At 60.3% G+C, this 18,364-nt stretch carries 14 protein-coding genes; 4 read left to right on the top strand and 10 right to left on the bottom strand.

Annotated features, from left to right (window positions below):
* Positions 1–8: 8 nt before the first annotated feature.
* Together GJW30_RS19270 and GJW30_RS19265 are read left to right on the top strand one after the other, a co-directional pair.
* A complete protein-coding gene (locus tag GJW30_RS19270) occupies positions 9–1,598 on the top strand; it encodes a gamma-glutamyltransferase (protein WP_096358023.1) in 1,590 nt (529 codons plus the stop codon).
* A gap of 141 nt (positions 1,599–1,739) precedes the next feature.
* Positions 1,740–2,663: a ketopantoate reductase family protein gene (locus GJW30_RS19265; RefSeq protein ID WP_096358022.1), complete on the top strand. Its 924-nt coding sequence runs from the start codon at positions 1,740–1,742 to the stop codon at positions 2,661–2,663.
* 144 nt (positions 2,664–2,807) lie between these two features.
* On the opposite strand, the gene GJW30_RS19260 is transcribed toward GJW30_RS19265, so the two are convergent.
* The 10 genes from GJW30_RS19260 to GJW30_RS19215 form a co-directional block, all read right to left on the bottom strand.
* Positions 2,808–3,296, bottom strand: coding sequence for a CinA family protein (locus tag GJW30_RS19260; RefSeq protein ID WP_096358021.1), 489 nt, complete (start codon positions 3,294–3,296; stop codon positions 2,808–2,810).
* A 111-nt stretch (positions 3,297–3,407) separates the two neighbouring features.
* On the bottom strand, positions 3,408–5,024 hold the full coding sequence (locus GJW30_RS19255) for an ABC transporter ATP-binding protein (protein WP_096358020.1): 1,617 nt from the start codon (positions 5,022–5,024) through the stop codon (positions 3,408–3,410).
* The gene (locus tag GJW30_RS19250) at positions 5,021–5,959 is read right to left on the bottom strand and encodes an ABC transporter permease (protein ID WP_245408565.1); all 939 of its coding nucleotides are present in this window, start codon (positions 5,957–5,959) and stop codon (positions 5,021–5,023) included. The genes GJW30_RS19255 and GJW30_RS19250 overlap by 4 nt, the downstream gene beginning before the upstream one ends.
* On the bottom strand, positions 5,956–6,897 hold the full coding sequence (locus tag GJW30_RS19245) for an ABC transporter permease (RefSeq protein ID WP_096358019.1): 942 nt from the start codon (positions 6,895–6,897) through the stop codon (positions 5,956–5,958). The genes GJW30_RS19250 and GJW30_RS19245 overlap by 4 nt, the downstream gene beginning before the upstream one ends.
* A gap of 78 nt (positions 6,898–6,975) precedes the next feature.
* A complete protein-coding gene (locus GJW30_RS19240; RefSeq protein ID WP_096358018.1) occupies positions 6,976–8,544 on the bottom strand; it encodes an ABC transporter substrate-binding protein in 1,569 nt (522 codons plus the stop codon).
* A gap of 90 nt (positions 8,545–8,634) precedes the next feature.
* Positions 8,635–10,200, bottom strand: coding sequence for an ABC transporter substrate-binding protein (locus GJW30_RS19235; protein ID WP_096358017.1), 1,566 nt, complete (start codon positions 10,198–10,200; stop codon positions 8,635–8,637).
* 291 nt (positions 10,201–10,491) lie between these two features.
* A complete protein-coding gene (locus GJW30_RS19230; protein ID WP_096358016.1) occupies positions 10,492–12,057 on the bottom strand; it encodes an ABC transporter substrate-binding protein in 1,566 nt (521 codons plus the stop codon).
* Positions 12,058–12,356: 299 nt separating this feature from the next.
* Complete coding sequence (locus tag GJW30_RS19225) at positions 12,357–13,919, bottom strand: ABC transporter substrate-binding protein (RefSeq protein WP_096358015.1); 1,563 nt, start codon at positions 13,917–13,919, stop codon at positions 12,357–12,359.
* A 216-nt stretch (positions 13,920–14,135) separates the two neighbouring features.
* Positions 14,136–15,704: an ABC transporter substrate-binding protein gene (locus tag GJW30_RS19220; protein WP_096358014.1), complete on the bottom strand. Its 1,569-nt coding sequence runs from the start codon at positions 15,702–15,704 to the stop codon at positions 14,136–14,138.
* Between the two features lie 110 nt (positions 15,705–15,814).
* Positions 15,815–17,380 carry an ABC transporter substrate-binding protein gene (locus GJW30_RS19215; RefSeq protein WP_096358013.1) on the bottom strand — a complete coding sequence of 522 codons (1,566 nt, stop codon included), beginning with the start codon at positions 17,378–17,380 and terminating at the stop codon, positions 15,815–15,817.
* Between the two features lie 139 nt (positions 17,381–17,519).
* On the opposite strand from GJW30_RS19215, the gene GJW30_RS23035 reads away from it, so the two are divergent.
* A complete protein-coding gene (locus GJW30_RS23035) occupies positions 17,520–17,900 on the top strand; it encodes an EamA family transporter (RefSeq protein WP_245408564.1) in 381 nt (126 codons plus the stop codon).
* Positions 17,900–18,364 carry a DMT family transporter gene (locus tag GJW30_RS23030; protein ID WP_245408563.1) on the top strand — a complete coding sequence of 155 codons (465 nt, stop codon included), beginning with the start codon at positions 17,900–17,902 and terminating at the stop codon, positions 18,362–18,364. Before GJW30_RS23035 ends, GJW30_RS23030 begins: the two co-directional genes overlap by 1 nt.

The following is an 18,364-nucleotide window of genomic DNA, read 5'->3' as shown; positions in this document are numbered from 1 at the left end:
GGGACTGCATGGCATCGGTCAACGCGACTTCGCCGAACCTCTCCACGCATCAGATCGTGCGCAAGCCGGCCGTGCGCTCGCGCGGCGGCATCGTGGTCAGCCACAATCGCGTCGCGTCCGAGATCGGCGCGCGCGTGCTTGCGGCGGGCGGTCATGCGGTCGATGCGGCGGTCGCGACATCGTTTGCCATCGGCGTGCTCGAGCCGTGGATGAGCGGCATCGGCGGCACCGGCTTAATGCTCGTGCGCACGGCGGCGGACAATCAGGTGACGGCGCTCGATTTCGGCGCGCGGGCGCCGGCCGCGCTCAATCCGGAAGATTATCCCCTGATGGAGGGCTCGGGCGGCGATCTGTTCGGCTGGCCTCGCGTGAAGGACGATCGCAATTTGCGCGGCGCGGTTTCGACCGTGGCGCCGACCGTGGTTGCGGGTGTGTCCGAGGCGCATAAGCGTTACGGGCGGCGGCCATGGCGCGATCTCGTCGCGCCGGCTTACGCGCTCGCGTCGGCCGGCCCGGTGGTCGACTGGCACACGACGTTGATGATCGCGCGCTGCATCCGCGAGCTTTCGGCCGATCCGGGCTGCGCCGCCGTTTACGTTCCGCACGGTGTGCCGCCGTCGCCTGGTATCGCGGCGACCGCGGAGCCGCCGCTGCGTCTGCCGAATCCGGCGCTCGCGCGTTCGCTCGAGGCGATCGCCAATGACGGTCCGAGCGCGCTGTATGGCGGAGAGATCGGCGCGTTGCTGCTTGCCGACTTGAAAGCGGGCGGTGGCGTTCACGCCGAGGCGGACCTTCTGCGCGCGAGCGATGTCCGCACGCCTGCAATCCGCACGTCGCAGATCGGCGACTACACGCTGCATGCATCGTCTCGCCTCAACGGCGGGCCGACCGTGCTCGATGCTATTGAGACGATGCGCGAGCGATGGGACGGCGGCGTGTTCGATCCGCGCGCCTGGGGCGCGATTGCGTCGGGTTTGCAGGCCGCATGGGCGAAGCGTTTCCGGACGATGGGCGATGCGGTCGAGATCGCGGCCGGCGGTTCGACGACGCATATCAACGTCATCGATCGCGACGGCAACATGGTCACGCTGACGCAAACGTTGCTCTCGCTGTTCGGTTCGCAATTCATGTCGCCACAAACCGGCATTCTGCTCAACAACGCGATCAACTGGTTCGATCCGCGGCCGGGCGGGCCTAACTCGCTGGCGCCGAGCCGGCAAGCACTATCGAACTATGCGCCGATGATCATGACGGGGCCGGGCGATGCGGTCGCGTCTGGCGGCGCGGGCGGACGCAAGATCCTGCCGGCCGTGATGCAGTTGCTGCTGATGATGGCGAATGGTGTTTCGCTCGACGACGCAATCCATGCGCCGCGCATCGACGTATCGGGCGGCGATACTGTGGTCGTCGATCATCGGCTCGCGGCGGAAATCAAAGCCGCACTTGCGGCCGAGTTCCAGACTGTGGAAGCGGAGCGGACGGTGTTCCCGTATCACTTCACGATTGCGAGCGCAGTGCGCCGCCTCGGCGAGATGAACGAGGGGGGGACCGAGCCCTACCAGCCGTGGAGCGAAGCGGTTTCGGAAGACGAGGTGTGATTTGTGAGGAACCGCGCGTGACTTGAAAGTCGCCCGCGTCTCCGCTTCACTCCGCGTCGGTTTTGTGTGGTCGCATTCTCTTAACGTGAACCGGTGACTACTTCACTCGAAATAGCTCCAGAAAAATCCGAAAGAACAAAAATGCGTCTTCTCGTCGTCGGCGCCGGTGCGACCGGTGGATATTTTGGCGGCCGCCTCGCGGAGCACGGCCGCGATGTCACTTTTCTCGTGCGCGATGCACGCGCAGCGCAGCTGAAGAAGGACGGACTGCAGATCATCAGCCCGAATGGGGATGCGAAAGTCACACCGAAGGTCGTGACGGCGAAGGAATTGAAGGAGCCTTACGAGGCGATCCTAATGACCGTAAAGGCGTTCGGGCTCGAGCAGTCGCTGGAGGATATCGCGCCGGCTGTTGGGCCGGACACGATGATCCTGCCGACGCTCAACGGCATGCGCCATATGGACGTGATCGCAAAGCGATTCAGCGCGCGCAATGCAACGCCGTGCGTCTGCAAGGTCGCGGCGACGCTCGACAAGGAAGGGCGCATCGTTCAGCTCGCGAAGTTCCAGGACTTGTCGTATGGCGAGGCCGACGGCAAGCCGTCGCCGCGCACCGAGGCGCTTGATAAATTTATGCAAGGCGCGGGTTTCGATGTGCGCCACTCGCCGCACATCATGCGCGAGATGTGGGAGAAATGGACCCTGCTCTCGTCGCTTGGCGGCATCACGGGGCTGATGCGCGGCAATATCGGCGAGATCGAAGCAGCGCCTGGCGGTGTCGACTTCGTGCTCGCGTTCCTCGACGAAGTGCTATCGATTGTTCGCAAGGTTGGCGTTGCGCCGAGCGAAGAGTTTTTGAAGGCGACGCGCGCGACGTTGACGTCGAAGGGGTCGCCGCAAGCGCCGTCGATGTATCGCGATCTCGTGCAGGGATACCGCATCGAGGCGGATCAGATCGTCGGGGATTTGTTGAAGCGTGGGCAAGATGCGGGGTTAAAGACGCCGCTGATCGCCGCGGCGTATACGAACTTGTCGATTTACTCCGCGCGGCAGGCGAAGGCGTAGTTTGTACGAGGAACGCATTCCAACCACCGCTCATGCCCGCGAAAGCGGGCATCCAGCGGCGCGCGGAGCGCGCTGCAACACATTTCTTCGCGCCTACCGGCGCGAGCTAGATCCCTGCTTTCGCGGGATGAGCGGAGTTCGCGGCTACGCCTTCAGCGTCTCGATCAGAAGCTCAATGGCGCGCACGCCGAATTGCTGCATGTTGCCGGTGCGGTCGGTGCTGCCGGTTTCGAGTGTCGTGACGAGGTCGCGTGGTCCTGAAATCGCGATGCAGCAATGACCGGCGGCGTCGCCGTAGCGGTTACCGCTCGGTCCAGTCGCGCCGGTCTCGGCGATCGACCATGTGGTGCCGAATTTCTCGCGCACCGTGCGAGCCGCGAGTTCGGCATATGGTTCGCTCGCCGAGCGCATTCCGCGCATCGCCTGGTCCGGAATGCCGAGCAATTCGCGGCGCGCCGTGACCGTATAGACGACGGCGCCGCCGAGGAAATAAGCCGAAGCTCCAGGGACGGCGAGGAGGGCGGCCGAAATCAGTCCACCCGTTGACGATTCCGAAATCGCAATCGTTTCTTTGCGCTCCTTGAGAAGCGCGCCCGCGATCTCGGCTTGGCGGAAGAGTTCGGCTAAGTGCATCACATCACCTCGGCTTGAGGCTTCACGCATACACGATGCGGCGTGCGGGTGTCACCGGCAACGAAAACGGCCCGGATTGCTCCGGGCCGTTTTGTCTCGATAATCGGCGTTTCAGGCGACGAATTTGGCGAATTCGTAGTTGCGGCCGGGGGCCGCGTCGAACAGCGCCTTGGTGTAGGGGTGTTGCGGGTTGGCGAAGACATCGGCGGTGATGCCGGCCTCTACCACCTTGCCGCGCTGCATGACCATGATGCGATGACAGATCTGCGCCGCGACGCGCAGGTCGTGAGTAATGAAGAGCACTGCGAGGTTGAATTTCACGCGCACCTCGTCGAGCAGCTTGAGCACTTCGTGCTGCACCGATACGTCGAGTGCCGATACAGCTTCGTCGGCGATCAAAATCTCGGGCTCCATCGCGAGCGCGCGCGCGATGCAGATGCGCTGGCGCTGGCCGCCGGAGAATTGATGCGGGAAGCGATCGAGCGCGTTCGGATCGAGCTTGACGAGCCGCATAAGCTCGCGAGCCCTCTCGATCGCGTCTTTCTTGCTGACGCCGAAGTTCATCGGACCTTCAACGATCGAGGCGCCGACCGTCATGCGCGGGTTGAGCGAGCGGAAGGGGTCCTGGAAGACGATTTGGATCCGCTTCCGGTTCTGCCGCAGCTTGCTTACCGGAACGGTGGCGATATCGGTGCCTTCGATACGGATTGCGCCTTCGGTCGGATCAATCAGCCGCGAGATGCAACGCGCGACAGTCGATTTCCCCGAGCCGGACTCACCTACGACGCCGAGGGTTTCGCCGCGGCGGACCGTCAGGTTGATATCGTCGGCGGCGCGGAACTCTTTCTTCGCCTGCAGGAACCCGCCCATTTTGTAGATCTTCTTCAGTCCGATCGTCTCGACGACGATCGGTGCATCGGTGATCTGTGGACGGTTGGCGGGTGTCAGGCTCGGCACCGAGCCGATGAGCATCTTCGTGTAGGCCTCGCGCGGATTCTGCAGGATGTTCTGCACGGGCCCTTGTTCAACGACCTTGCCACGCTGCATGACGACGACGCGGTCGGCGATCTCCGCCACCACGCCGAAATCGTGCGTGATGAAGAGAACGCCGGTGTTGCGGCGGACCTGTAGCTCCTTGATGAGCTTGAGGATCTGCGCCTGCGTCGTCACGTCCAGGGCGGTGGTCGGCTCGTCCGCGATGAGGAGCGCGGGGTCGAGCGCGAGCGCCGATGCGATCATCACGCGCTGGCGCTGGCCTCCGGACAGCTGATGCGGATAGGAGTCGATCAGCCGCGGGATATCCGGCAGATGCACGGCTTCCATCACTTCGATGACACGCTTGCGCCTATCGGCGCTCGACATGTCGCTGTGGATTTCGAGCACTTCCTCGATTTGTTCGCTGACCCGCATAACCGGATTAAGGGCCGTCATCGGCTCCTGAAAGATCATCGCCATGTTCTTCCCGCGCATACGGCGCATCTGAGCGGGGGACTTGGTCAGAAGGTCGTCGCCTTCGAGAAGAATGCGGCCGCCAGTCGGCTTCAGCGTCTTGGGCAGCAAACCCATGACGGTGAAGGACGTGACCGACTTGCCCGAACCGGACTCGCCGACCACGCAAACGAGTTCGCCTTTCCCGACAGTGAGCGATAGATTTTCGACCGCGTAAGGCCGATCGGCGCCGCCAGGCAATGCGACGGTGAGGTTTTGAACGTCGAGAACTGCTGTCATACGCGTTTCGCCAATTTAGGATCCAACCGGTCACGCAAGCTGTCACCAAGCATGTTGATGGCGAGCACCGTGAGGGCCAGGCAAATTCCTGGGAAGAATATGTTGTGCGGATAAATGCGGAACAGGTTACGTCCTTCCGCCATGATGTTTCCCCACGACGGCGTTTCCGGTGGAATGCCGATGCCCAAGAACGAGAGCACTGCTTCGACCAAGATCGCGCCGGCCGCGATGAACGTACCTTGCACGATCAACGGCGGGATGGTGTTCGGCAAAATGTGCCGCACCAGCAACGTCGGCGTCGGCGTGCCGGCCGTGATTGCAGCCTCGACATAAGGCTCCTCTCGCACGGACAGAACGACGGCGCGCACGAGACGCACGACGCGCGGAATATCCGGCACCACGATCGCGACGATGACGCCGAGCACGCTGCCGCGGAAGACCGCGATAAGGCCGATCGCCAGCAAGATGCCGGGGATCGCCATGAGCCCATCCATGATGCGCATCACGACAGCATCCAGCCAGCGGTAGTAACCTGCGAAAAGGCCGATCACGAGGCCGATCGCGACGCTGAGCACGGACACTGTGACGCCGATGATCAGCGAGACGCGCGAGCCGTAGACAACGCGGCTGTAGATGTCGCGTCCGAGGCTATCAGTGCCCATGTGATACTTGACGACGGACGTTGTGCCGTTGTCGTGTCGGACGGTGCGTTCGAAGCCGGGACCTTTGTTGCGGATCGACGGATTGATTTCCGTCGGGTCCATGGTGCCGAGGAACGGCGCCAGCAACGCGAGTGCGAGCATGAAGGCCAGCACGAAGACACCGAGCGCGGTCGACCAGTTGCCGAAGATGAAGCTGCGGATGGCGAAACGCTGGCGCGCTGGCGCGGGCGTGTCGGGCGAGGGGCTCGCCGCAATGGTTTGTTCGGCGCTCAATATCGTATCCTCGGATCAAAAATGCGGTAGACGAGATCAACCGCGAGGTTGATGAAAACGTAAACCAGCGAAAACATGAGAATGATGGCTTGGATGGTTGGGTAGTCGCGCGCCAGCACAGCATCGACCGTGAGGCGTCCGACACCAGGGATCGAATAGACACTTTCGGTAACGACCACGCCGCCGATGAGACCCGCGATGCCGAGGCCGATGACGGTAACGATCGGAACTGCTGCATTCTTCAAGGCGTGCTTGAATAACACGATGCGCTCGACCTGACCTTTCGCGCGCGCCGTGCGGACGTAGTCTTCACCCATCACGTCGAGTACGCTCGTGCGCGTCATGCGCGCGATAAGCGCGACATAGGCGACCGAAAGCGTCACTGTCGGCAGAACAAGCCGGAGTAGGAAGCCGCCCACGCCGTCGCCGATGCGCTGATAGCCCTGCACAGGAAGCAAATTCAGCTTGATGGCAAAGACGTAGATCAGCAGGTAACCGACGACGAAAATCGGAACGGAGAAGCCGAGCACCGAGAAGCCCATGACGAATTTATCGATGGCGGTGCCGTGCTTGTAAGCGGCGAGTACGCCGAGCGGGACGGCGATGATCACCGCAAGCGTGATGGTTGCGAGGGACAAAGCAATTGTCGGCTCTATGCGGCTCGCGATGAGTTCGCCCACCGACTTTTTGAAAAAGAATGACTCGCCGAAGTCACCCTGAATGAGGTGGCCGATCCACAGAAAGAACTGCGTGTAGATCGGCTGATCGAGGCCGAGTTTGGTGCGGATCAGAGCGATCTGCTCCGCGTTGGCGTTATCACCCGCGATGACAGCGGCGGGATCGCCCGGCGCCAGTCGCAGCAGCACAAAAACGAAAATCGCAACGAGGATGACGACGGGAATCGTCGACAAGAGGCGTTGCAGAATATAACCGAACATAAGCCCCCAAAAAGTTATGCGTTATTAATCGGGTTCATTCAGCCGGGAGAAGCAAGCGCCGCTCCCGGGGCACTTTCGTCAGTTCTTCTTCTTTATGTTCCAGAAGCCTAACGCGAGACCGTCGACCAAGCCATCGACGTTCTTGCGATATGCACCAGCAGAATACCATTGTCCGAGCGGGACGTGAGTGACGATCTCCCGCTCGCGGATTTGGATCGCTTCGACAATCTTTTGTTTCTCCGGCAGTGTCGTCGCCCGTGCGAAGTCGTCGCGAAGCTTCTCGATGCCGCTATCACAGGGCCAGCCTGCCAGCCCCTTGTCGCAGCTGGCATTCATCATGGCGGTGACCATCGGATCCATGATCTCCGCTGAATCGAAGCTGGATAGCGATAAGCTCCAGCCACCGGCGTCGGGCGGAACTTTCCGCTGCCTGCGCGCAACCTGGGTCTGCCAATCCATCGCTTGCATGTCGACGTTGAAGCCTGCCTTTTCCAGCAAGGCCTTCGCGACGGGAGGTGCGTTGACCATCAGCGTGTCGGTCGCCTGCATGAGTACGATAGGCGCGCCGTCATAGCCGCTCTCCTTCAGGAGCGCCCGGGCCTTGGCGGCATCGGATGTTAAAAGGTCTTCCATGCCAACTGGACTCGCAAGGGCCGTGCCGCAAATGAAGTAGGACTTACACACCGCATAATAATTCGGATTACCTACGACCGCGTCGAGGAAATCCTTCTGGTTGAGCGCGTACCAAAGTGCCTGCCGCGCTTTCGGATTGTCGAACGGCTTGTGCAGGTGGTTGGGGCGCAGAACGATCTGATTGCTGAGCTTCTTGCGAAGGAAGAGGACGATGCCGGGGCTATCTTGCAGCAGCTGGATGTAGTCGTGGGGGACGCCTTCGACGTAGTCGATTTCGCCCTGGAGCAATGCATTGAGAGCCGACATTTTATCGGTGACGGCCAGCCACTCGACGCGATCGAGATAGGGGATTTTCCCTCCCGCGAGACCTGACGGCGGCTCAGCGCGGGGCTTGTATTTGTCGAACTTGACGTAAACGGTTTTGTTGCCGGGCTTCCATTCGTCACTCTTGAACACGAAAGGTCCGGAGCCGACGTACTCGGTGATCTGCTTTGTCGGGTCGGTTTCGGCGATCCGCTTCGGCATCATAAACGGCACGTTTGCGGCAGGTTTAGCCAAGCCGGAAAGAAGATGACCGGTCTGCGATCTCAGCTTGATCGTGAAGGTTCGGTCGGAGTCCGCGGTCATCGTTTCGATGAAACCCGCGAGTTTCTGACCGAGTGGATCGCGTGCCGACCAGCGCTTGATCGAAGCGATACAATCTTCGGCGGTGACCGCCGCGCCATCGTGCCACAGCAGACCGTCGCGAAGCGTGAAGACGTAGGTCAGCTTGTCCGCGCTCTCATCGTATTTTTCTACCATCTGCGGTTGCACGTCACCGTTGGCGTCCAAGGCAAACAGCGTGTCGTAGATCAAGTAGCCGTGATGCTGCGTGATCGTGGCGCCCGTCCAGATCGGGTCAAGAATTTTGAGGTCCGACTGCATGACGGCGCGAAGAGTGGTCTGCGCCTGCGCTAGCGACGGCGCGGTGGCAATAGTGCAAACAACGGCAAGACTTTTGAGCAAACGGTGCATTCATGAACTCTCAAAAAGCGATTGTGAAAAAGAGGTGGAGTTGCCTCCACCTCAAGCATTGAAATGTCTTTTGCGCCGACTTGCTGACTCCTAATTCCTCTTGATGTTCCAGAAGACTGGGGCAGGCGCTTCGAGCATGCCGGTCACGTTCTTGCGCATCGCAGCCGCGCCGTACCATTGGCCAAGGTGAATGTGGGTGACCACCTCACGCTGGCGCACTTGAACGGCCTCCGCGATGTCTTTCTGTTTTGCCGTGTCGGTCTCGCGCGCGAAGTCGTCACGCAGCTTTTCGAGCTGCGCGTCGCACGGCCAGCCAAAGTTGGCCTTCTCGCAGCTCGCATTGGCGAAGCCGGACATGATCGGGTTGAGGATATCGGCCGAGACCCACGAGGTCAGCATGCCGTGCCAGCCGCCGGCGTTGGCCGGGTCTTTCTTGACGCGGCGGGCGACGACCGTCTGCCAATCCATCGATTGCATGTCGACCTTGAAACCGGCCTTCTCCATCAGCGACTTCGCGACCGGCGCGAGATTGGTGAGGACTTGCAAGTCGGTCGAATGGAGGAGGACGATGGGCGATCCGTCGTAGCCGGCCTCTTTCAGCAAGGCCTTCGCCTTGTCGAAATTGGAGCTCAGCAGATCCTCCATGCCCTTTTCACTCGCCATCGGGCTGCCGCAAACGAAATAGGCTTTGCAGACTTTGTAGTATTCGGCGTCGCCGATCGTGGCGTCGAGGAAGTCCTTCTGATTGAAGGCATACATCAACGCGAGGCGGACCTTCGGATTGTCGAACGGCTTCTGCAGGTGGTTCGGCCGGAAGGTGTACTGGTTGCCGAGCACATTCCAGTTGAACAGCGTGATGTCGCGGTTCGATTTCAATAGCGGCAACAGATCGTGCTGCGGTTGTTCGATAAGATCGATCTCGCCCTGGATGAGACCGTTGACGGCCTGCTGCTGATCCGAAATGGCAAGCCATTCGACGCGAGCGAAATTGACGACCTTGCCGCCGGCGAGGCCGGAAGCGGGCTCGGAGCGTGGTTTGTATTTGTCGAACTTCACGTAGACGGCTTTGTCGCCGGGCTTCCATTCGTCGCGCTTGAAGACGAAGGGGCCAGAGCCTGTGAAATCCGAGATCTGCGTGTTCGGGTCCGTTTCGGCGACGCGCTTCGGCATCATGAACGGAACATTGGACGACGGTTTGCCGAAACCGGAGATGAGCAGGCCGGTCGGCGATTTCAGCTTGACCGTGAAGGTCTTCGCATCATTCGCCGTCATCGTCTCGATGAAGCTCATCAACTTCTGGCCGACCGGATCGCGCGCGCCCCAGCGCTTCACGGACGCGATGCAGTCCTCGGCGGTGACCGGCTGGCCGTCGTGCCACAGGAGGCCGTCGCGCAGCGTAAAGGTGTAAGTGAGCTTGTCTGCGCTCTCGTCGAACTTGTCGACCATCTGCGGCTTGAACTCGCCCTTCGCATCCATGGCGAAGAGCGTGTCGTAAATCATGTAACCGTGGTTGCGGGTGATGTAGGCCGTCGTCCAGATCGGATCGACGATTTTGACGTCCGAGTGCATCACGACACGCAACGTCTGTGCATCTGCAGCGGCCGGCAGTGCCGCGACGGCCCCGGCAACCGCCAACGCTCTAAGCCATGTTCGCATGGTCTTATTCCCCCTGTGTGGACTTTGCGGCCGAATGCTAGCCGCCGGCGCACGCAACTCCAAGCCGCGCACGTGTTGCGCGAACGTGCAGGATGCATGCCAGTCCGTGAGGGTTGGGTTAGCGAAAATTCTTGAGCAGGATCAGCGGTGAAGGGTCTTGCTGTCGCACTGCCGGCAGGGTGCGGGATGGCCACCCGGTGGCGATCTGTCGCGCGTGCGCAGCACGCGGCAAAGCGCTGGCTGGCACGCATCGCGCGATCGTCTCGATTCTGCGCGATGCGTGTCACGGTTCTATTTCTTCTCGAGATTCCAGAAGACGGTGCCGGCGGCTTTAAAAGTGCCACCTATCGTCGTGCGCGCCGCGCTGACCGTATGAATCTGGCCAAGCGGAATGTGCGTTACGACTTCGCGTTCGCGAATTTGGAACGCCTCGGCGATGGCGCGCTGTTTGGCTGGATCGGGCTCGTTCGCGAAGTCATCGCGCAGCTTTTCGATCTCGGCGTCGCAAGGCCAACCCTGCATCGCCTTCTCGCAGTTCGCGGCCATGAAGCCGTTGATGACCGGATTGAGGAGATCGAGCGAACCGAACAGCGTGAGATATCCGCTCCAGCCGCCGGCACTTACGGCATCGCGTTTTTGCAGCCGGCCCAATACGGTCTGCCAATCGGTCGATTGCATATCGACCTTGAAGCCGGCCTTCTCGAGCAGCGATTTTGCGACTGGCGCGAGGTTGGCGAGCTGCGGCACGTCCGTGGAATGGAGGAGGACGACCGGCGTCCCGTCATAGTTTGCCTCCTTCAGCAGCGAGCGGGCTTTCTCGAAGTTGGATTCGAGCAGGCCTTCCATTCCCTTTTCGCTCGCTAATGGCGTGCCGCAGATGAAGTACGACTTGCAGACTTTATAATTATCAGGATCGCCGATCGCAGCGTCGAGGAAGTCCTGCTGATTGAACGCGTAGGCCGCCGCCTGCCGGATCTTCAGATCGTTAAATGGTTTCTGCAGATGGTTGGGGCGGAAGGAATACTGCCCACCCAACATATTCACTCGAAAGATCTTGACGCCTTTGCTGTCTTTGAGAAGCGGCAGGAGATCCTGCGGCGGACCTTCGAGGTAATCAACCTCGTTTTGTAGCAGTGCGTTGACGGCCTGCTGAGGATCGGCCACTGCGATCCACTCGACGCGATTGACTTTAACGACCTTGCCGCCCGCGTAGCCAGAGGCCGCCTCCGAGCGCGGCTTGTATTTATCGAACTTCGCGAAGACGACTTTATCGCCGGGTTTCCATTCATCCTTCTTGAAGACAAACGGTCCCGAGCCTGTCGGGTCAGTGATTTGCTTGTAAGCGTCGGTGTCGGCAACGCGTTTCGGCATCATGAACGGCACAAGCCCGGCCGGCTTAGCGAGCCCGAAGAGAAGCAGACTGATCGGGGACTTCAATGTGATCGTGAATGTCTTCTCGTCGTTCGCCGTCATCGCAACGGTCGAAGCCGCGATGCGCTGACCGAGCGGATCGCGCGCCGCCCAACGTTTGATCGATGCGATGCAGTCCTCGGCTTTGACTGGAAGGCCATCATGCCAGACGAGGCCATCGCGGAGCGTGAACGTGTAGATGAGTTTGTCCGCGCTCACGTCGTACTTATCGACCATCTGCGGCTTTATCTCACCGTGCTCGTCCATCGCGAACAACGTGTCGTAGATCATGTAGCTGTAAGCGCGCGTGATCACCGACGAAACCCAGATAGGGTCGAGGATTTTGATGTCGGAATGCATGACGGCTTTGAGCGTCTGCGCGGGTGCCGTTTGCGGCAGAGCCGCGATCATAGCGGCGAGTGCTATTTTCTTTGACCAATGCGTCATCTCAAAATCCTCGTGAGAAAAATTCGTAGCCCTCGGTATCGGATCGGTTGGCCAAAGGGCCCTCGTGAAAAATCTATTTCTCAATAAATCTCATCAGAGAAAACTGACGCAGTGGAGTCAATACGCATCTCGCGCAAAGGCGCTTCGAATAGATGTCCTCGATGTCGCAGCAGGTGACGAATACATCGCTGCGGCATCGAACATGACCGCGTATATCGAGATGGTGCAGCCGGGTCGGCTGGTTTGATCCTCCATAACGACATGCGAAAATGCTCTGCGTGCCGGCGTCGCGTTGTGCGTTACCTCTTCTCAAGCCCCCAGAAGGCAAATGAAGCTGCGTCGGAGAAGCCGGTGATTTTCTTGCTGAAGCCGGATACGTTGTAATACTGGCCGATCGGCAGATGGGTCACGACGTCTCGCTCCCGTACCTGCAATGCTTCGGCGATTGCGCGCTGCTTTGCAGGATCGGTTTCGCGAATGTACCCATCGCGCAACGCCTCGATGCCTTCGTCGCAAGGCCAGCCCGCGAATGCCTTTTCGCAATTCGCCGCGAGGGGAAGCAGGGTGGCCGGATTGATCACGTCGGCGATCGGAAACGACGTCATATATGCGCTCCAGCCACCAGCATCTGCGGGATCTTTTTTCGTCGTCCGCGATAGCAATGTCTGCCAGTCCATCGACTGCATATCGACCTTGAAACCGCCCTTCTCAAGCAATGCCTTTGCGACAGGTGCGAGGTTGGTCAGGCTTGATAAATCAGTCGAGTGGAGAAGCACGACCGGCGCGCCGTTGTAGTTGGCTTCTTTGAGCAGGGCGCGTGACTTCTCAAAATTTGACTCGAGCAGATCGGTCATACCCTTCTGGGTGGCAAGCGCTGTGTCACAGGGATAAATCGATTTGCATTGCTTATAGAATTCGGGCTCGCCGACCGCTGCGTCGAGAAAGTCCTTCTGATTGAGTGCGTAGGCCGCAGCTAAGCGAATCTTCGCGTTGTCGAATGGCTTGGTCAGATGATTGGGGCGGAACACGTATTGGATGGCTGCCGCGGCGCGCGGAACGATCCGAGTATCGGAATTGTCCTTCAGCAGAACCTGCAAATCGTGCGGCACGACTTCCATCAGGTCGACCTCGCCTTGCAGCAGCGAATTGACGGCTTGCTGCGTGTCGGCGATCACGACCCACTCGACGCGGGAGACTTTGGCCACTTTGCCGCCGGCAAAATACGAAATTGGTTCGGGGCGCGGTTTGTACTTGTCGAATTTGACGTAGACGACTTTATTGCCGGGTTTCCATTCGTCTTTCTTGAACACGAATGGGCCGGAGCCCGTATAGTCGGTGATCTGCGTCAAGGCATCTGTTTCAGCAACGCGTTTTGGCATCATGTACGGCACGATGCCGGCAGGCTTCGCGAGGCCGAACAGCAGTAGCCCCGTCGGCGTCTTCAACTTGATTTCGAAAACGCGCTCGCTGCTTGCCGTCATCGACTCGATGAACGAGGTCAGTTTTTGACCGAGTGCATCGCGGGCGGACCAGCGTTTGATCGATGCAATGCAGTCTTCGGCCGTTACCGGTTTTCCGTCATGCCACAACAGTCCTTCGCGCAACGTGAAGGTGTATGTGAGGTTGTCCGAGCTGACATCGTAGCGGTCGACCATTTGCGGCTTGACCTCGCCCTTCGCGTCGAGCGCAAAGAGCGTGTCGTAGATCATGTAGGCGTGCACGCGGGTAATGGCCGCCGAAACCCAGATCGGATCGAGAATTTTGATGTCGGAGGACATTGCTGCGCGCAGTGTCTGCGCGGGGGCCTGATGGGGTAGAGCCGCAATCAACGTGGCGAGCGCTATTCTCTTCGACCAATGCATTGTCGGAAATGTCCCTCGGAAAAATGTGTTTATCAGAACGGAGCCGAATGGCCCTCGGAACTGCCGCGTCAATATTTATTGTCCAATTTCAACATCAGAGAAAAACCGCCGGAAGGAGTCAATACGCGCCGCAGCGCTTTCCCTCGTCTAGCACGCCGCGTGCCAATGCGAATGCGCGTTATGCGGGCGCCAATCTATGATCGCCAGTTGCGCGCGTTATTTGATCTCGACATTCCACAGCGCGAACGACGGCGAGCCGAGCAAGCCCACGATGTTTTTGCGGAACGCGGTAGGCTGCAGATATTGGCCCGAGTGGATGTGCGTCGGCATTTCGGCCATGCGCAACGCGACGGCTTCGGCGACAGCCTTTTGCTTGTCCGGATCGGTCTCGCGCGAAAAAGCGTCGCGGAGTTTTTCCATCTCGGGATCGCACGGCCAGCCGAAGGTCGCCTTCTCGCAGCCGGCGTTGAGGAACTGCGTCGAGATCGGATCGAGCACTTCGGCCGACGACCACGAGGTGAAGAAGGCGTTCCAACCGCCTTGCGCGGGCGCGTCGCGTTTCGCGCGGCGGGAGACGAGCGTCTGCCAATCCATTGCCTGCAGATCGACTTTGAACCCACCTCGCTCCAGCAGTTGTTTCGCGACGGGGGCCATGTTGGCAAGATAGGCGTTGTCGGTTGACTGCATGAGGACGACAGGCGTGCCGTCGTAGCCGGCTTCCTTCAGCAGCGCCTTCGACTTTTCGAAATTGGAGGAAAGACGATCGTCCCATCCTTTCGTCGTCTCGAAGGCCGAGCCGCACGGGAAAACCGAGCGGCACTCGCGGTACCATTTCGCATCGCCGATCGTCGCCTTGAGCATATCCGTCTGGTTCAGCGCGTACGTCGCGGCCTGGCGGATCTTCGGATTGTCGAACGGCTTGAACAGCGTGTTGAAGCGGAAGGCGTATTGGCGGCCCGACGCGTTGACGACTTTCATGCCGACGGATTTATCGGACTCCAGCAGTGGGATCAGATCGAGTGGCGGCTGTTCGAGAATATCGATCTCGTTGCCAAGCAGTGCGTTGATCTGCGTTTGCGTGTCGGCGATCCACAGCCACTCGACACGGTCCACCTTGACGACTTTGCCGCCCGCTGCGCCTGACGGCGGTTCGGCGCGCGGCTTGTAGTTCGCGCTCTTGAGGTAGACGACCTTTTCGCCGGGGCGCCATTCGTCACGCTTGAAGATGAACGGGCCAGAGCCGGTGAGATCGTCGATCTGCTTGTTCGGGTCGGTTTCGGCGACGCGCTTCGGCATGATGAACGGCACATTCGAGCCGGGTTTGCCGAGGGTTTGCAATACGAGACCGTAAGGTTCGCGCATGGTCATGCGGATCGTCTTCGGATCGAGCGCGACGAGCGTCGAGACGAAGGACATCATCTTCTGGCCCATCGCGTCGCGCGCGGACCAACGTTTGAGCGATGCGACGCAATCCTCGGCGGTGACCGGCGCGCCATCGTGGAAGGCAAGGCCGTCGCGCAGCACGAAAGTCCAGGTCAGCTTGTCGTCGCTGAGCGTGTACTTCTCGACCATCTGTGGCTGCACGTTGAGCTTCTCGTCGAGCCCGAACAGCGTGTCGTAGATCATGTAGCCGTGATAGGTCGTGATCAGTGCCGAGGTCCAAATCGGATCGACGATCTTAAGGTCCGAATGCATCGTCACGCGCAACGTTTTCGCGTGAAGCGGGGCCGAGAGAAAGAGCAGGGCGGTGGCGAGGACCGCGCGTAGCCAATGAAGCTTTGTCATGCTGCTCTCCTACAGATCGTTACCCGATCAAGTCTTCGCCATCATGCAATTCTAGCGCCGAAGAGCAAAACGGCGGCGCTTCATGGGCGCCGCCGTTTCGTTTGTGAGCTTTACTTCTTCTCGATATTCCAGAAGACCGGAGCGGGCGCCGTGAGCACGCCGCTCACATTCTTGCGCAAGCCGACCGGTTGGAAATACTGGCCGAGATGGATGTGGGTGACCACTTCCAGCTCGCGCTGCTGGACCGCATCCGCGATCGCTTTCTGCTTGGCCGGATCGGTTTCGCGCGCGAAGTCGTCACGAAGCTTCTCGATCTCGGCGTCGCACGGCCAGCCGAACATCGCCTTCTCGCAGCTCGCATTGATGAAGCCGGTCATCACCGGATTGAGGATGTCGGCGGAGACCCACGACGTCATCATGCCGTGCCAGCCGCCGGCGTTCGGCGGGTCCTTCTTGACGCGGCGAGCGACGACCGTCTGCCAATCCATCGACTGCATGTCGACTTTGAAGCCGGCCTTTTCCATCAACGATTTCGCGACCGGCGCGAGGTTGGTGAGGGCGGCAAGGTCGGTCGATTGCAGCAAGGTGATCGTCGAGCCGTCGTAGCCGGCTTCCTTCAGCAAGGCCTTCGCCTTGTCGAAGTTCGAGTTGAGGACGCCGTCCATCACCTTCGTGTTTTCCATCGTGCTGCCGCACGGGAAAATGGACTTGCAGACCTTGTAGTAGTTCGCGTCGCCGATCGTGGCGTCGAGGAAGTCCTTCTGATTGAAGGCGTAGAGAAGCGCCTGACGCACCTTCGGATTGTCGAACGGCTTCTGCAGATGGTTGAAGCGGAAGGTGTATTGCAGACCGAGCGGATTGTAGTCGACGAGCTTGATGTTGCTGTCACCCTTGAGGAGCGGAAGCAGGTCGGTCGGCGGCTGTTCGAAGTAGTCGATCTCGCCGCCGAGCAGCGCGTTGGTTGCCTGCTGCTGGTCGGTGATCGCGAGCCATTCGACGCGCGCGAGCTTGACGACCTTGCCGCCGGCAAGACCCGACGCGGGCTCGGAGCGCGGCTTATACTTGTCGAACTTCACATAGACGATCTTGTCGCCGGGCTTCCATTCGTCCTGCTTCATGACGAAGGGGCCGGACCCGGTAAAATCGGAGATCTGGGTGTTCGGGTCAGTGTCCGCAACCCGCTTCGGCATCATGAACGGCACGTTCGACGACGGCTTGCCGAGACCAAAAATGAGAAGACCGGTCGGTGCCTTCAATTTAACCGTGAAAGTCTTCGCGTCGTTCGCCGTCATGGTGTCGATGAAGGTCGACAGCTTCTGACCGACAGAGTCACGCGCTGCCCAACGTTTGATCGAGGCGACGCAATCTTCGGCAGTCACCGGCTTGCCATCGTGCCAGAGCAGTCCGTCGCGCAACGTGAAGGTGTAGGTGAGCTTGTCCGCACTCTCGTCGTACTTCTCGACCATCTGCGGCTTGATCTCGCCCTTCTCGTCCATGGCGAAGAGGGTGTCGTAGATCATGTAACCGTGGTTGCGCGTGATGTAGGCCGTGGTCCAGATCGGATCGACGATCTTCACGTCCGAATGCATCACGGCTTTGAGTGTCTGCGCTGGCGCAACTCCAACACCGCCGAGCATGACGCCGGCAACCGCCAACGAGCCGAAAAGTTTACGCATCGAGCTTCCCCTGTTGTTCTTGCTCGCCGGGATGCTAGCGGCCGGTACAACCTGAGCCAAGTCAATTTGCAGCCAATGGTTGTTCACGAAGCGCGCTTTGGGCTTAAAAAGAGCGCAGGTTTATGACACTGCTGTGAGCATGGAATTCTCGGTTTTCGCGTTGGTTTTGCTCGCCGCCGCCTGTCATGCGGCCTGGAATGCGGTGATAAAGCGTGAGGCCGATCCGTTCGTGATTGCGGTGTGGATCGCGGTGGCGTCGATGGTGGTTGCGCTACCGTTGATGCCGTTCACCGGCTTCCCGACGATCGCGTCGTGGCCATGGCTGGCAGCATCCGTCGCGCTTCATGTTGCATACTGGGTTGGGCTGACGGAGGCGTACAAAACCGGCGACATGGGGCAGGTCTACCCGATAGCGCGTGGTACCGCGCCGCTGATGACCGCCGCCGTGAGCGTACTATGGCTCGCCGAGCCGCTCACCTGGCGGGCCTGGCTCGGCATCCTGAGCTCGCCGGCGGCGTGATGCTGTTGTCGTTACGCGGAGGGCGCAGCGTCGGCCAGATCGAGCGGCGGGCGGTCGGCTTTGCGCTGCTGACGTCGGCGACCATCTCGGGATATTCGATCGTCGATGGCGTCGGCGCGCGCGTTTCCGCAAACCCGCATGCCTACACGATCGCGCTGTTCGTCTTCGATGAGATTGCGATTCTGCTGTTCGCGTGGTGGCGGCGTGGCGCGAGCATCGTGCACGGCGTCAGCGCGACGTGGAAGGTCGCGCTCTTCGGTGGCGCGCTGTCGCTTGCGGCTTACTGGATCGCGATCTGGGCAATGACTGTCGCGCCGATCGCGATCGTGGCGGCCTTACGCGAGACGAGCGTGCTGTTCGCGGCCGGCATCGCGGTGTTCTTCCTCGGCGAACCGCTACGGCGGAGCCGCGTCGCCGCGGCCGCGATTATCGTCACGGGCTTGGCGCTGATCAGGCTGGCGTGA

Source organism: Variibacter gotjawalensis, assembly GCF_002355335.1.
Lineage (GTDB): Bacteria > Pseudomonadota > Alphaproteobacteria > Rhizobiales > Xanthobacteraceae > Variibacter > Variibacter gotjawalensis.
Note: the sequence above shows the minus strand (reverse complement) of the source record. Positions and strands in the feature narration are given on the sequence as shown.

Coding starts and splice junctions, on each gene's coding strand:
- GJW30_RS19270 (WP_096358023.1), top strand. CDS start 9: ATGGCATCGGTCAACGCGACTTCGCCGAACCTCTCCACGCATCAGATC.
- GJW30_RS19265 (WP_096358022.1), top strand. CDS start 1,740: ATGCGTCTTCTCGTCGTCGGCGCCGGTGCGACCGGTGGATATTTTGGC.
- GJW30_RS19260 (WP_096358021.1), bottom strand. CDS start 3,296: ATGCACTTAGCCGAACTCTTCCGCCAAGCCGAGATCGCGGGCGCGCTT.
- GJW30_RS19255 (WP_096358020.1), bottom strand. CDS start 5,024: ATGACAGCAGTTCTCGACGTTCAAAACCTCACCGTCGCATTGCCTGGC.
- GJW30_RS19245 (WP_096358019.1), bottom strand. CDS start 6,897: ATGTTCGGTTATATTCTGCAACGCCTCTTGTCGACGATTCCCGTCGTC.
- GJW30_RS19240 (WP_096358018.1), bottom strand. CDS start 8,544: ATGCACCGTTTGCTCAAAAGTCTTGCCGTTGTTTGCACTATTGCCACC.
- GJW30_RS19235 (WP_096358017.1), bottom strand. CDS start 10,200: ATGCGAACATGGCTTAGAGCGTTGGCGGTTGCCGGGGCCGTCGCGGCA.
- GJW30_RS19230 (WP_096358016.1), bottom strand. CDS start 12,057: ATGACGCATTGGTCAAAGAAAATAGCACTCGCCGCTATGATCGCGGCT.
- GJW30_RS19225 (WP_096358015.1), bottom strand. CDS start 13,919: ATGCATTGGTCGAAGAGAATAGCGCTCGCCACGTTGATTGCGGCTCTA.
- GJW30_RS19220 (WP_096358014.1), bottom strand. CDS start 15,704: ATGACAAAGCTTCATTGGCTACGCGCGGTCCTCGCCACCGCCCTGCTC.
- GJW30_RS19215 (WP_096358013.1), bottom strand. CDS start 17,380: ATGCGTAAACTTTTCGGCTCGTTGGCGGTTGCCGGCGTCATGCTCGGC.
- GJW30_RS23035 (WP_245408564.1), top strand. CDS start 17,520: ATGGAATTCTCGGTTTTCGCGTTGGTTTTGCTCGCCGCCGCCTGTCAT.
- GJW30_RS23030 (WP_245408563.1), top strand. CDS start 17,900: ATGCTGTTGTCGTTACGCGGAGGGCGCAGCGTCGGCCAGATCGAGCGG.